The sequence below is a fragment of the Nitrincola sp. genome (genome assembly GCF_048264025.1).
GTDB lineage: Bacteria > Pseudomonadota > Gammaproteobacteria > Pseudomonadales > Balneatricaceae > Nitrincola.
Genome location: NZ_JBLXDN010000004.1, coordinates 20719 through 34868, shown reverse-complemented (window position 1 = coordinate 34868; position 14150 = coordinate 20719). Strand labels below are relative to the sequence as shown.

12 protein-coding genes are annotated in these 14150 nt (G+C 49.3%); 4 read left to right on the top strand and 8 right to left on the bottom strand.

Annotated elements, in window-relative coordinates:
* Window positions 1–38 precede the first annotated feature (38 nt).
* The 4 genes from ACN0R1_RS04670 to ACN0R1_RS04655 form a co-directional block, all read right to left on the bottom strand.
* The gene (locus tag ACN0R1_RS04670; RefSeq protein WP_417580434.1) at window positions 39–2669 is read right to left on the bottom strand and encodes a TolC family outer membrane protein; all 2631 of its coding nucleotides are present in this window, start codon (window positions 2667–2669) and stop codon (window positions 39–41) included.
* A 160-nt stretch (window positions 2670–2829) separates the two neighbouring features.
* Window positions 2830–4926 carry an ATP-binding protein gene (locus tag ACN0R1_RS04665; protein ID WP_417580432.1) on the bottom strand — a complete coding sequence of 699 codons (2097 nt, stop codon included), beginning with the start codon at window positions 4924–4926 and terminating at the stop codon, window positions 2830–2832.
* Window positions 4927–4938: 12 nt separating this feature from the next.
* Window positions 4939–5646 (bottom strand): response regulator transcription factor, encoded by a 708-nt coding sequence (locus ACN0R1_RS04660; RefSeq protein WP_417580430.1) that lies wholly within the window; start codon window positions 5644–5646, stop codon window positions 4939–4941.
* 27 nt (window positions 5647–5673) lie between these two features.
* Window positions 5674–6501 carry a S1 RNA-binding domain-containing protein gene (locus ACN0R1_RS04655; RefSeq protein WP_417580428.1) on the bottom strand — a complete coding sequence of 276 codons (828 nt, stop codon included), beginning with the start codon at window positions 6499–6501 and terminating at the stop codon, window positions 5674–5676.
* Window positions 6502–6680: 179 nt separating this feature from the next.
* Between ACN0R1_RS04655 and ACN0R1_RS04650 the strand changes: the two genes are divergently transcribed.
* The 4 genes from ACN0R1_RS04650 to ACN0R1_RS04635 all read left to right on the top strand — a co-directional run bounded on the left by ACN0R1_RS04650 (window position 6681) and on the right by ACN0R1_RS04635 (window position 9838).
* The gene (locus ACN0R1_RS04650) at window positions 6681–7463 is read left to right on the top strand and encodes an ABC transporter ATP-binding protein (protein ID WP_417580628.1); all 783 of its coding nucleotides are present in this window, start codon (window positions 6681–6683) and stop codon (window positions 7461–7463) included.
* A gap of 40 nt (window positions 7464–7503) precedes the next feature.
* A complete protein-coding gene (locus tag ACN0R1_RS04645; RefSeq protein ID WP_417580426.1) occupies window positions 7504–8265 on the top strand; it encodes an ABC transporter substrate-binding protein in 762 nt (253 codons plus the stop codon).
* An 86-nt stretch (window positions 8266–8351) separates the two neighbouring features.
* The gene (locus ACN0R1_RS04640; RefSeq protein WP_417580424.1) at window positions 8352–9026 is read left to right on the top strand and encodes an ABC transporter permease; all 675 of its coding nucleotides are present in this window, start codon (window positions 8352–8354) and stop codon (window positions 9024–9026) included.
* The gene (locus tag ACN0R1_RS04635; RefSeq protein ID WP_417580422.1) at window positions 9026–9838 is read left to right on the top strand and encodes an ABC transporter permease; all 813 of its coding nucleotides are present in this window, start codon (window positions 9026–9028) and stop codon (window positions 9836–9838) included. Before ACN0R1_RS04640 ends, ACN0R1_RS04635 begins: the two co-directional genes overlap by 1 nt.
* A gap of 3 nt (window positions 9839–9841) precedes the next feature.
* Here ACN0R1_RS04635 and ACN0R1_RS04630 read toward each other — a convergent pair whose 3' ends face one another.
* The 4 genes from ACN0R1_RS04630 to ACN0R1_RS04615 are packed head-to-tail and all read right to left on the bottom strand — an operon-like array spanning window position 9842 to window position 14116.
* Window positions 9842–10099: a hypothetical protein gene (locus ACN0R1_RS04630; RefSeq protein ID WP_417580420.1), complete on the bottom strand. Its 258-nt coding sequence runs from the start codon at window positions 10097–10099 to the stop codon at window positions 9842–9844.
* A gap of 4 nt (window positions 10100–10103) precedes the next feature.
* Window positions 10104–11945, bottom strand: coding sequence for a Na/Pi cotransporter family protein (locus tag ACN0R1_RS04625; protein ID WP_417580418.1), 1842 nt, complete (start codon window positions 11943–11945; stop codon window positions 10104–10106).
* A gap of 51 nt (window positions 11946–11996) precedes the next feature.
* Entirely contained in the window at window positions 11997–13331 is a 1335-nt protein-coding gene (locus ACN0R1_RS04620; protein ID WP_417580416.1) for an AmpG family muropeptide MFS transporter, read from the bottom strand.
* Window positions 13328–14116, bottom strand: coding sequence for a hypothetical protein (locus tag ACN0R1_RS04615; RefSeq protein WP_417580414.1), 789 nt, complete (start codon window positions 14114–14116; stop codon window positions 13328–13330). Before ACN0R1_RS04615 ends, ACN0R1_RS04620 begins: the two co-directional genes overlap by 4 nt.
* Window positions 14117–14150: the final 34 nt, after the last annotated feature.

Below are 14150 nucleotides of genomic sequence, written 5' to 3'. Positions count from 1 at the left end.
GTTAGCTCGCTTTAATACTCAACTTCACCTTCCACAACTTAGTGGCGCTCCAGAAGGCGATCCAGTTCAGCCAGATCCTGACGACTCAGCGTGCCAACAGACTGTTTCAGAACCAGTCGATTCATCAAATAATCATAACGTGACTGCAGAAAATCACGTCGTGCAGCATAGTAGCTCTGGTAGGCATCCAGTACCGCGACGGTTGACTCCAGTCCTGCCTGGAAACCACGCATCCGCGTTGCCAGACGAACCTCCTGCGCCAACACCCCTTCACGCAGCGCAGCCAACATTTCCGCACTGCTGGTCACCCCATTGAATGCTGAACGCACAGTGCGTTCAGTGCGCCGATGCTCCAGCTCAACTTCATGGCCGGTCTGTTCATAACGTGCTGTTGCTTCGCGCACCAGAGAGGAAGTGCGTCCACCACTAAAGATCGGTACATTGACCCGAATGCCGACTTCATAATTGCTGACCGTCTGACGGCTATCACTGTAGAGCGTTTTATCAGCATCCTGATAACCGGTGGATGCAAACAAGTCGACTGTCGGCAAATGATCAGCACGCTGACGACGAATCTGATTACCGGCAATCTGCTCGGCCATACGCTGCGACTGCAACGACAGGTTCTGATCCAGAGCGGCACTGATCCAGGCCTCAACCTGAGCAGGAAAAGGTGGTGCAGCCCGGAAATCCGCACTAAAACTATGCAGACTTTCCACTTCACTGCCGATAATTTCTTTAACAGCCAACTGCGCATCATCCAGGCGGTTCTGCGCCTCGATCATTCGTGCACGGGTCAGCGCTGTCAGACTCTGGGCTTCGCTTAAATCACTGCGACTGGCCAAGCCACTGCGAAAGCTGATCTCGGTTTGACGGAACTGGGTCGCTATGGCTTCGTGTTCAGCCTTAGCCACTTCGAGACTGTCTTGTGCAGAAAGCACATTCAGGTAAGCCTCGGCAATACGCATAATGAGCGACTGCTCGGCAGCCAATAGTGCCAATTCAGCTTGCTGAACGGCTTTTTCAGCCTGCGTCAGGCCAATCAGACTGCCCGGGCGGTAGATAGGTTGTGTCAACGTTAAGGAGGCGTTTTGTTCGGACAAGGTAGTTTGTTCTTCCGGAATGGATCCTGAACTCAGCACATCCTGGTTCTTAGCTGAAAACTGATACGAAAAACTCACCTGAGGCAAATATTCTGAACGTGCCTGAGGAATCAGTTCCTGGGTGGCACGGAACTCAGCCCGGGCTGCATGATAAGCTGGATCACGCTGCATCGCTTCATCCAGGGCTGTCATCAATGAGAATCGTTGCCCTTGCTCCAGCGCTGTCAAATTGCTGCCATCACGGTATTCAGCACCCGATAGAGTCACTGAACCTATAGTCAACGATGGCTGCACACTGAAGTCAAAGCGTGGCAAATGGCGTAACGTATCGCGTTCAAAGTAGGCAATACCTTGCAAATCATCCGGATAATCTCCTTCTGATAACACGCGACTGGCCTCAGGTAGTGAAACCAGTGTTCCAAACTCATAATTGTCGCGATGAGCAACGGTTTGCCGAGACAACTGCTCAGCATAACCGTCTTGTAACGTTAACTCTATTCTGGCTGAACCCAGGCGGGTTTTGCCATAGCGAATACGCTTGACGTAATCAGGGTCAGGGGAATAGGCAAACACCGCCTGCTCTACAGCCTCGGGACTGACACCGGGAAAGTCCACCATTAAACGCCCTGGAGCTTCGAGAAAGTAGCCATTCACACGAGACTCGCCAAGTTTGCCGATAATCAAATTGAGGCCAGTACCTGCTTCACGGGTAAGCTCAAAGCGATCCAATTGCTCTGTGTCCATCAGTAGGCGCTCAGACACAGCGCTATCAGGTACCAACAACAGATGTATACGGCTTCGGTTGGTCACCGGATCAATACTGGTATGTGCATCCACCAGATCCAGCGGCCCTTGGGTAGTAAACACCAAACGGGAGTGTCCATTGGGTGCCCCCTGCACTTCGGGCATTCCCAGCAATGCGGGCATTTGTAAATTGGCTTGACGTAAATAATGTCGGGGATCCACACCGGGTAATTCGATAACCAGTTGATCAGGGTCCTGTTCAAACATTAACTCAGTAATCAGGTCATGATGACCGGTAAAGGTTAATTCAATCAAACCACCACGGGATTCAGCCTGGATCGAATCGAGTAGTTCTGCTGATACAACCGTGTCATCGAGGTTAGCAAACACCATTTCCCAGTTAACCAAACCAACTACTGACAAGCTCAGCGTTTCATCTACCAGATAAACCGGACGGGCCAGATCAATTATCAGGTGGGATCGCTCACCCAGGGTCTGTAAGCTGGACGCATGATAAAGACTGTACTGCTGCACCAGACGCTCACCGGTCTGACGCCATTCATTCAGATCGGCTCTGTCCGTCAGGGTGATGAACAGGCGTTGGCCATTTTCCTGAAGATACGCACCCGCCATTTCACCGGCTCGGGCACTCAGCATCAAACGGTGATAGTCCTGCTGAATGCTAGCTTGCTGATCCGAGGATGAGGGCTCTGCTGCTGAAACTGTCCCGCCAATCGCCATAGAGACTGCCCCCACCAGCAATAGTCGGGTCAGGCGCCACACGCGGGATTGAGGGTTCGGTACCCTCCGAAACATCAACATACAGCAGATCCTCAGCTATCCGAACAGATTTTGATTAGTTATTATAGAGTTGATCGAACAGTCAAGTCCTGAACAACAAATGAACCAGATCTGCATAGATAAAATAGCTGTTTGATTTTAAAGGCTGCGAAGCATGACATCCTGCTGTCAAAGCTACCAATCAGGCGGGTATTCTCAATATAAAGCAGGCCCCTGCATCAGCTGCATTCGTGACCACCACATCACCACCATGAAGACGGATAATCTGATCAACCAGATAGAGCCCCAGACCTAAACCAGGGTTGGTTTGAGCATTACGGCGGTAGTATTTACCAAAAATCTTGAAGCGATCCTGCTCATTAACTCCCTTGCCTTGATCAGTCACACTAATACAAACCCGATTCTGCTCATCCATGTAGGCGCTAATGAAAATTTCACTCTGATCAGGTGAAAACTTGACCGCATTATCCAATAAGTTATTAATGCAGATAATCAGCAATTCTCGATCCGCTTGCATGCGCCGAGACATGGCGTTAATCGTAAAATGACGACTATCGCCATTTAAACGCTCAGCCTCACCAACCAACTCCTGCAATAAGGTTTTAATATCAAACCAGGCGGCATTGGTACGCCAGAAAGTAGTTTCCACACGTTCTTGATCCAAGGCTTTGTTCAGCAAGTTAGCCATACGCTGCACAGCCGTTTTGAGCCGACTTATATGCTTTTGCCTCACCTGGGGATCGTTACTAACCTCCAGCTCCAGCAGATCACCTAAAGATTGTATGACTGCCAGCGGGGTTCGGAACTCATGTGTCACAATCCGCAAAAACTGCTTTTGCGCCACAGTAACCTTCTGCTCCTCTTCGAGCGCACGAGCAACACGCGCCTGAGCCATTTCCAGGTCTCTGGCTATACGGGAGCGCTCCCCGATCTCTTTTTCCAGCTTAACCTTGACATCTTCCAACAGTTCTCGGCGACGCTCCATCTCAGCTTCTATTCGCTTGGGTTCTGTGATATCCCGAGCGATTCCCATGTAATAGGTAACCTCACCCTGTGCATCAAGCGCTGAAGACTCGTTGGCAATCATGTCATGCACTTGCCCCCTGACATCGACCAGTCGAAATGCAATGCCCGACAAGCGCCCTCCTTTGAGAGTGTGCTCGTGACATTCAGCTAAAAATGGAAGGTCTTGCGGATGAACATACTTAGCAAAAGGCTGACCCACGGCCTCTTCCAGGCTATAACCAGTAACATTAACCCACTCGCCAGAAAGATAACCAATAGTCGCATCAGCCGATATGATATAGATAATATCATTAGCATTTTCGATTAAGCGCTGAAATAGATGCTCATTCTCCTGCAAAGCCTGGTTTTGAATTGAAACCAACTGCTGGATCTCGCGACGCTGCCTTGACAGAAACAGTGTATAAGCCGCCAACACCAGTAACAGTATCGTAACCACTAACAGTGCAACGAACCAACGTGGCACAACCTCAACCACCAATTCACTACGTAGCCAACGGTAACTGAGTTGGCTAAGAAAATCCTGATCAAGTTGCTGGATCGCTTGGTTAATTTCTTGCAACAGCTGCTCATCCCCTAGCGCTACCCCAGCAACTAAATTCTGGGTATAAAGCTGCACTAACGGATGAAAATTAGAAGGGTGCCCATGGCGATCCAGCAAGTACATGCTGACCGGATAGTCGGCCAAATAGGCCGCCACTTCTCCTGCAAGAGCGGCCATAACCACCAATTCATTAGAGCGGTAGGCACGTATTGGCTGATCAGGATAATGGTGCTGAATATACTCCATCTCATAACTGCCATCCGTCACACCAATCGGCTTATCACGCAGATCATCAAATCCTGTCAGCGGCCCACCACTTGGTGCAAACAGATACCCACTGAGCGGCATAATTGCTTCACTGAACTGCATAAAAACAGCCCGATCCTCTGAAGCAAACAACCCTCCATGCAGATGTGCCCGCCCTTCTGTAACGGCACGTATTGAATCCGGCCAATCCACCAGATAAAACTCAACCGGCCGCCCCATCTGAGCAGCGATCTCCCGCCATAGTTCGATAAGTAAACCGCGCGGTTCACCATTTTCTCCCACAAAAGCAAACGGTGGCCATGCCCGGTCTTGCGCAATGATAAGTGGCTCAAGCTCAGTTGAATTGGACGAAGTGTGGGTTTGAGCTACAACACAAGAAGCTGAACTGATCAGATAGCCAAGCAGCAAAATACGAACCAGACGCAAACCTGAACCACTCAGCATGGCATACGCCTTTCAAGATATTTCAAGTCGATACCCAATGCGTGACAAAGTCACTATCGGCGAGTCCAGATCCGTCTGTGCAAATTTGCGCCTCAAACGATACACCAGCGCGGTAATCGTTTCCGCACTATAAATATCCGCGGCTTGTTCCAAATGGTTCAACAAATTATCCCGGGTAACTACAGCTCCCCCTGCTTCAGCCAGAAAGGCCAGCAACTCATATTCGCCCCGGGTTAACTGAATTTGCTTTCCTTGCTGATGACAAACACTCCGTGTTGCCTCTTCAAGTTGCCACCCTTGAAAAATAAATACACCCGGCTGTTTATCCTGAGACTCAACAAAGTCAATAACTGGCCCATGCCGCTTTAACGCATTACGTACTTTCAGCTCCAACTCACGCGCACTGAAAGGCTTAGCGATAAAATCATCAGCGCCTAGCTCATAGGCTCTCAGGCGGCTGGTCTCATCCTGACGACCGGAAACCACGTAGAGCAACACCTGCTGCTCTTCACGCAACATTCTTAAGAGCTCAAGCCCATCAGCATCGGGCAAATTCAAATCCAGAAGAATAATGTCGAAAGCCTGTTGGCGAATCAATCGGGAAAACTCATCACCACTTTGCGCCTGACTGATCTGATAGCCAAACATGTTGAAAAAGTCAGTTACAACCTGGCAAAGGGATTCATCATCCTCTACCAGTAACACTCTGGATTTTTCCATGCGAATACAGCCCTTTTGCATGAAATTTTAGCGAAGTCTAATACCCTGCTCATCCACAAGGATCACTCCTTGCTTTAGCAGATTGCCAACCGCCATTTTGAAAGCTTTTTTGCTGACGCCAAAAATCGCCTTAATCTCATCCGGAGAACTCTTGTCATTAAGAGGGCACTGGCCACCACGCAACTTCAGATAATCAAGCAACTGCTCGGCCAGCGGCTCAACCCGTCCATAGCCGGGCTTATCCAGCATCACATCGATCTTGCCATCATCTTCGCGCACCTGCTTGATGTACCCCGGCAGGGTCAAACCAGGTCGTACCGGTTTGAATAGTTCCTGTTGATGCAACATGCCCGCATGACGGTGATTGATGATTGTCAGATAACCCAGCTCAGTGCGACGCCAAATCAACAAGTTCACCGATTCACCCACGCGATAATCCGCTGGCTCAGCACTCAGATGACGCTCCAGACGAGCTGATGCCGCCAGACGACCGGAGTTATCCAGATAAACACACACCATGACCTGCTGGCCGGTTTCGACCCGCTGAGGCTGCTCAGCAAAGGGCAAAAAGAGTTGCTTGGGTAACCCCCAGTCCAAAAATGCACCCACCTGATTAGTATCGGCGACGCGCAGTTGGGCAAACTCACCGAGCTGAATCAGCGGCTTTTTCAGCGTGGCCACCGGAAGGTCATCACTATCTAAATAAACAAATACCGACAGGGTGTCACCTGGTCGTAAACTTGTTACAACCTCCTGCGATGGCAATCTCACCGTCTCACCTTCTGTCGCCTGAAGATACGCACCTTGTTCGACAATGCGTTTAACTTTGAGCTGGTTAACTCGTCCTAACTCCACCCGAATACCTCACACCAATATTTTGACTATAGATTAGCACAGATAGTTGTTTAAATAAGCAGGCGAGCACCGGCTATAGCTGTGATCGGACAACTGACTTGCGACCTAGGTATAAAAAAGATTACTATTTTATTAATATTTCTTATACGCTGTATTTCATGAATCCAGAAACTTCATTAATGACCACTGATAACACCCATTCAGCTACACTCGAAGTCACCGATTTGCATAAGCGCTACGGAGACATTGAAGTGCTGAAAGGCATTTCCCTGACGGCAAAGGATGGTGATGTTATCTCAATTATCGGTTCCAGTGGCTCAGGAAAATCAACCTTTCTGCGCTGCCTTAACCTACTGGAAAATCCATCCCAAGGCCGTATTGCTTTACGGGGCGAAGCCTTGCAACTGGTAGCCAACAAGCAGGGCGAACTTGAAGCCAAAAAGCGTCGCCAACTGGAAATGATGCGTGCCCGTATAGGCTTTGTGTTTCAGAACTTTAATCTCTGGCCACACATGACCGTACTGGAAAATATCATGCTGGCTCCAGTATTGGTACATGGACGCAGCAAGCAAGCATCACGGGAACGCGCATTGGCCTTATTGGAAAAAGTCGGCCTGGCTGACAAAGCCAAAACCTACCCGGGTAATTTATCCGGTGGACAGCAACAACGCATTGCTATTGCCAGAACCCTGGCGATGGACCCGGAAGTTCTCTTGTTTGACGAACCGACCTCGGCCCTGGATCCTGAACTGGTCAATGAAGTATTAGGGGTAATGCAAAATCTCGCTGAGGAAGGCCGAACCATGCTGGTCGTGACCCACGAAATGCGTTTTGCGCGAGATGTGTCCAGCCAGGTGATGTTTCTACATCAAGGCCGAGTTGAGGAATTTGGGCCACCAAGCGAAGTTTTTACCCAACCCAAGTCTGAACGCTGTAGAGAATTCTTGTCGAGTCATTTATAAACGTTATACAACAGCTCAATTAAACTAAAGGTATTAATCTATGCAATGGTCAAAAAAACTCGCTACATCTGCGCTACTCATGGCTTCTGCTACAATGATTGCACCGCTAGCTATGGCTGATACCATCCGCATTGCCACTGAAGGGGCTTATGCACCGTTTAACTTTATCGACAGCTCAGGTCAGCCCGGTGGTTTTGATGTTGAAATCGCTAACGCGCTGTGTGAAAAAATGGAAGCCACCTGCGAAATCCTGACTCAGGATTGGGATGGCATTATTCCGGGCCTGCGTGCACGTCGTTACGATGCCATCATTGCCTCCATGTCGATTACCGAAGAGCGTGAACGCGTTGTTGCTTTCACCAATCCTTACTACTCAAACGTACTGGCCTTTATCGGACCTAAAGACAGTGACATGCCAACCGATGTAGCAAGTCTGCAAGGTAAAACCCTGGGTGCTCAACGTGCCACTATTGCGGGTCAGTACCTTGAAGATGAACTGGGCAACGCCGTCAGTGTACGTCTGTATGACACCCAGGATAATGCCTACCTGGATCTTGCAGCAGGTCGACTGGATGGTATGGTCTCGGATAAATTCCCAGCCTATGACTGGCTACAGACTGAAGATGGCAGCGCTTTCGAGTTCAAGGGTGAAGATATCGATATCGATGACAAAATCGGTATTGCCATACGTCAGAATGACACTGAGCTGAAAGAGCGCTTCAACCAGGCACTGGAAGCCATCGTCGAAGACGGTACCTATGCTGAAATCAATGCTAAATACTTCCCCTTCTCTATATATTAAGAACTGAAGCGGGATCGATAAGGGTCGGCAACTCAATCATTTGTGTTCCGACCCTTTGTTTTTAACTGTCTTAATGCGAGTGCGGCATGGATCTACACGGTTTTGGTCATCTTTTGCTGTCAGGCACCTGGATTACCCTGAAACTAGCCTTTACCAGCCTGTTTTTCGGTTTAATTCTTGGGCTTATGGGAGCGGCAGCCAAACTGTCACCCATTCGTGCACTGCGCTGGATCGCGACAACCTATACCACCCTGATCCGTGGTGTACCCGAATTATTACTGGTGCTGATTATCTATTTCGGCACGACTGAATTGCTGCTGAGACTGTTTGACCAATACATTGAGATCAGTGCATTTGCGGCAGGCGTCACCGCTCTTTCCATTGCATTTGGTGCCTATGCTACCGAAGTGTTTCGTAGTGCCCTGCAGGAAATCCCCAAGGGTCAACGTGAATCCGCGATGGCCATGGGCCTGACACGCTGGCAAACCTTCAGCCGAATTTTGATTCCTCAGCTATGGCGCATTGCCATTCCCGGGCTCGGTAACCTGTTTCTGGTACTGCTTAAAGACACCGCATTAGTGTCGGTTATTGGACTGGATGATCTGATGCGTCAGGCCTACGTCGCGGCTGGATTCACCAAGCTCCCCTTCACCTTTTATCTTGCTGCCGCGTTTATTTATCTATTGCTGACTATTATTTTTATGCAAGCTATCCGCCTGCTGGAAAACCGCGCTAATCGTCCTTGGCAGGGAGCACGCTAATGAGTGAATTGTTGGTTAACTTCTCACAATGGCTACTCACCCTGACACAGGGAGCTGAACCCTGGGATGCTTATGCCCGTTACCTGCCCCGTCTACTGGAGGGTGTGTGGATCACCCTGCAACTGGTGGTTTTATCGGGTATTGTCGGCTTTATTATCGCCATTCCACTGGCTCTGATGCGCATTGCCAAGAGCCCTTGGTTATGGCTATTTCCTTATTGCTACATCTTCTTTTTCCGCGGTACGCCACTGTTAGTGCAGATATTTCTGGTTTACTACGGTCTATCCCAATTTGAAAGCCTGCGTGACCTAGGTTGGCTATGGACTGATGTGCTGTCACAACCTTACTGGTGTGCCATTATCACCTTCAGTCTGCATACCGCGGCCTATATTGCCGAGCTCTTCCGCGGAGCCATTCAGGCAGTGCCCAGGGGAGAAGTTGAAGCAGCACAGTCACTAGGCGTCAGCCGCCGTAAGCAGTACCAGCATATTATTCTGCCTAGAGCCTTTGGCATTATCCTGCCAGCCTATGGAAATGAAGTAATTCTGATGCTGAAAGGCAGTGCTCTAGCCTCCACGATTACGCTGTTGGATCTGATGGGTGCTACCCGTGGCGCCATCGCCAGAACCTATATGAGCCTTGAGTTCTTCTTGCTGGCGGGTGTGCTTTATCTACTGCTCACCGCCATATTGATCGGCTTCTTCCGCTTGCTGGAGAATGCATTCAACGCCCATCAGCATGCCACACGGTTACCGGTGAACAAACTTGACCCACAACTACGTGACAAGCACCTTGAAGATAATGTGAAGTAATCTTCAGGCGATATCACCTTCTTTCAGGCGCTTGATCTGATCTAGCCCTTTTTTTCGTTGCGCATAAATAACATCCAGTTTATTTTGCAGTGCTTCTTGCAACTCGGGCTCTTGCTCATGGCGGAGCTCATCCTGCAATTCACGCTCTTTCTCTTTGAGTTGCTTGAGTATGCTGCGAGTAGACTTGATCTGTTCAAGCTGCGTTTGTGTGTCTGCATCCAGAAAGCGTCTAACTCGTTCCAGTAGTTTTTTGGCTTTCATCTCATCACTCCGGTCGACTCTCCACTGGTTCAGGCTTAGGACCGTCAGCCTGACTGGTTTTATCCATTAACTGCTCGATCTCTTTTTCATCCAGGCTAATGGACTCAAGCTGTGTAGCTGCTCGTCTGGATACGAGTGTAGACGCCGCATCTAATAGATTATCACCTATGTTTGTGACATAAGCTTCATCATTGAGAATAGATGTAGCGATCGATGCGGCTATGCGGCGATGACGAATCATTTCATCCAGCTCATCGATCATTTTGCGACTGGCTTTTTGTGAGGCAAGCCGCAGTGCATCTATGGATAAACGGGTTACTTCGCTTGGCTCCTCGCGAAGCAATTGGCGTAACTCACGCAATAATTTGGCCAGATGAATCCGAATCTGATCATAGCGCTCACGTACAGCAAGATTACTCGAGAGACCATGGCGTGACAAATTATTGTGCAGGTGTTTCATACCTTTAACCGCGGCAACAATAGCACGGCTGGCTTCCCGCAACTCATAGAGTTTTTCAGTAGCAGCCTTAGTGGATTCACGCATTTGTGCTTCAGCAATGAAGGCAATAATTTCATTATGCAGACTTTTTATTTTCTCTTCATAGGCATCTTCAACATCAATAGGGAAAATACGCCGGGTATATTTCACCGCATCCGTCAAGGACTCCTGTGAATCGATGGTATTACGCTTCAGACTTAGCCCGTGGGCCAATAAACCATAGGCATTATCAAACAGGTGCAACACTTCTTTTTTAACCGCATCAACCACCGTAACCGGTGTTTCCAGAGCTTCCGGATAAAGGTACTGTGGCTGCTCCATGCCCTGCGGCTTGAACTGTATGTGCTGTAATAGCCAGGCTTCTAATCTAGCCACAAATGGGGTCAGGAGAACTACGCCTAACACATTGAACAGGGTATGAAACAGGGCCAGCTTGAGTAGAAAATCATCAGCGCGAATACCAATCAGGTCAGCCGTTTGATCCACTAGCCAAGCCAGTTGGCCGATAAACACAATCGCTACAGAGGCTGTCACCACATTAAATAACACATGTGATGCCGCCAAACGCTTGCCTCCCAGGTTGGAAGCGATACTACCCAGCACGATGGTTACCGTACTGCCAAGATTGGCACCGATGGCCAGTGCCAGCGCATTTTCATAACTGACCTGGCCCGCCGACAAGGCCGTAATGATAATCAGCAAAGTCGCATGACTGGATTGCATGATGATCGTAATCAACATGCCAATCAGGGTAAACACCAGTACGCCAGCAATACCGGTCATAGCAAAGGCTGATAAATCAAAACTCTGCTGAAACGATTCAAAACCTTCTTTCATGTAATGAATACCCAGAAACAAAAAGGCAAAACCCAACAGCAGGTAACCTAATCCCTTCAGGCTTTTGCTTCTTTGCATCTGAAACACCATACCAAACACCAGAACGGGCATGGCATAGCTGGCAATATCCACTTTCAGCCCTAAACCGGCAATTAACCAGGCCCCAGTGGTTGTACCTATATTCGCCCCCATGATGATGCCAATACCACCCATCAGCGTGATCATTTCTGCACTGACAAATGACACGGTAATCAATGACACCAGTGAGCTGGATTGCATCAACGTCGTACTGGTCACACCAAAGGCAAGACTTTTCCATAAGCGATCGGTGGATTTGCGCAGAATGCCTTCCAGCATACCACCGGTAAAGGCCTTAAAACCCTCTTCCAGACACAGCATGCCGAACATGAATAGCGCAATACCCGCCGCGATTTCAGTAAAATCAGCACTGACCCAGAAGGCATAAATCAAAATAACCAGAACCAAGGGCAACGATATTTTCTTCAACATATTCAGCGATCCAGCCGGAGTTTTAATTTTTATTCTAGCCCAGTTTATGACTTAGCGAGGCAGAGGGTGACGTTTCATAATAATAAGCAACAGAGGCAAACCTATCAGGGCAATAATGGCGCATAACAAAAAGAACAAAGCCCAATCACCATCCAGGGCATCAACCATCATGCCACTGGTAGCTGAGAACCAGATACGTGCCAGGTTTGCCAGCGAGGCCAGCAAGGCATACTGAGTGGCTGTGTAGGCACTGTTACAAAGGGATGATAGATAAGCGACTAAAGCAACCGTAACCAAACCGGTAGTAAAATTATCTGAAGCCACCGCAACAATAAATACCTCTGTGGATTGGCCTGACATGGCCAACCATGAGTAGGCTAAATTGGTTGCAGCCGTCGCCAACCCGGACAGGAACAGCGCTTTTAAGATACCGATACGCGCTACCAAAATCCCCCCTATCACGATACCAATAAGGTTGGCGCTCAAACCATAGACTTTGGCAACTTCAGCGATTTCCGTCAGTGAAAACCCCAGTTCACGGTAAAACACGCCGGACATACGCCCCAGCAGCGCATCACCCAGTTTAAAAACAAATATAAACACCAGAATCAACAACCAACCACTTCGCTGGGTAAATTCAGCCAGCGGAGCCACAATAGTCAGGTAGATCCAACCCATAATTCGACGCGGAATCTCTGGCAAAAAGGTCCAGCGCTCCAGCAATGCCAGCGCACGCTCTTCCTCAGCGAGTGTTTCTTCCGGCGGTGAGACTTGAGGCTCTGGACTCATCAGCACCGCAAGCATGCCGATCAGCACACCAAAAGACAGCAGCATGTAGGCTGAGTTCCAGCCAAAGGCCTGCGCCATGTACAAGCCACCCGCACCACCAATCAAAGTGCCGCCCAAGTGCCAGCCCCAGATCCCAGCCGCCGAACCACTCCCATATTGGTCCAGATCCAGTATCTCAATCCGGTAAGCGTCTATGACAATATCCTGTGTGGCTGAAACAAAGGTGACAAACAATACAGCCGCGGCCATTAACCAAAGACTTTCGGAGGGATTGGTAAGCGATAACAACGCAATGGCCAGCATCAGTAACGACTGGGTCATCAATGCCCAGCCGCGTCGACGACCAAAGCGGGCCGTGAGGAAGGGTAATTGCAGTCGATCAACTAAAGGCGCCCAAAGAAAGTTGATCGCATAGGGTGTAGCTGCCAGCGCGAACAAGCCTATATCGGTACGACTAACACCTTCATCACGCAGCCAGATCGACAGGTTGGAAAATACCAGCGGCGCCGGTAAGCCACTGGAGAAACCCAGCGCCAATAGAGTCAACATGCGACGGTCGCGGTAGGGAGCGAACCACTTTTGCAGCAGTGCTATCAAGATGACTTAGGCCCCTCGCCTATCACATCACTCACCTGGGCGATGAAATACACCGGATCGAATTCAGGCGGAAGCTGATCGTGGATGACAAAATACATAAATACAGCATGCAGGACACCATACCGAATAAAGATACCGCTGAACCAGCCGGTCCAGGGAGATGGTGGGATACGCTTTAAACCCAGCTTGCTGTGCGCAGCACCAAAAAGATAACTGTAGGTTGCCCCCACAATCGGCTGATCGGGTTTAAGTAGCCCCTTGCCGACCAATTGTCTGGAAAACTGCACTGCATCACGGATAGAGCGCGCCAAAGATATCGCCAACTGGCGACTGATGTTGCTTGTTTTTCCAGCCGCTTGCTTCAATAACTGGTGCTTTTCATGTAGCAAGGTATGCGCTTTGGCCAGGTGCAAAGTGATACTGCCATTACGGTTTTTACGATAAAACACATGCTGGCTCATATCATTAAACAGGCGCCGACGCGTCAGCCAATGTGCCAATCCATCAAACATGTCTTTAAACGAGAAGAATGGCATAGTCGCCAGCGGCATAATCAGTAGAAAAATATAGAGTGAGAAAAAGGTTGTGCTCAGATCTCGGCGACTGGGAATGTAGCCGTCAAACAGCGCAAAGAAGGACAATATAATACCGACCAGCACCATTCCCGCGAGCACCAGTGTATTCAGCAAATGAATCAACAGAATTCTACGACCGGCAGCGCTTGTCAGGATCGCCAGAATAAAGCGCCGTATTTCACCAAGACGAAAAGTGAGTTCTGAGGTCATGTCCCATGCTCCTAATACAACCCGTGCATTGTAA

Excerpts from the sequence above, each read along its gene's own strand:
- ACN0R1_RS04670 (WP_417580434.1), bottom strand. The coding sequence starts at position 2,669 with ATGTTGATGTTTCGGAGGGTACCGAACCCTCAATCCCGCGTGTGGCGC.
- ACN0R1_RS04665 (WP_417580432.1), bottom strand. The coding sequence starts at position 4,926 with ATGCTGAGTGGTTCAGGTTTGCGTCTGGTTCGTATTTTGCTGCTTGGC.
- ACN0R1_RS04660 (WP_417580430.1), bottom strand. The coding sequence starts at position 5,646 with ATGGAAAAATCCAGAGTGTTACTGGTAGAGGATGATGAATCCCTTTGC.
- ACN0R1_RS04650 (WP_417580628.1), top strand. The coding sequence starts at position 6,681 with ATGACCACTGATAACACCCATTCAGCTACACTCGAAGTCACCGATTTG.
- ACN0R1_RS04645 (WP_417580426.1), top strand. The coding sequence starts at position 7,504 with ATGCAATGGTCAAAAAAACTCGCTACATCTGCGCTACTCATGGCTTCT.
- ACN0R1_RS04640 (WP_417580424.1), top strand. The coding sequence starts at position 8,352 with ATGGATCTACACGGTTTTGGTCATCTTTTGCTGTCAGGCACCTGGATT.
- ACN0R1_RS04635 (WP_417580422.1), top strand. The coding sequence starts at position 9,026 with ATGAGTGAATTGTTGGTTAACTTCTCACAATGGCTACTCACCCTGACA.
- ACN0R1_RS04630 (WP_417580420.1), bottom strand. The coding sequence starts at position 10,099 with ATGAAAGCCAAAAAACTACTGGAACGAGTTAGACGCTTTCTGGATGCA.
- ACN0R1_RS04625 (WP_417580418.1), bottom strand. The coding sequence starts at position 11,945 with ATGTTGAAGAAAATATCGTTGCCCTTGGTTCTGGTTATTTTGATTTAT.
- ACN0R1_RS04615 (WP_417580414.1), bottom strand. The coding sequence starts at position 14,116 with ATGACCTCAGAACTCACTTTTCGTCTTGGTGAAATACGGCGCTTTATT.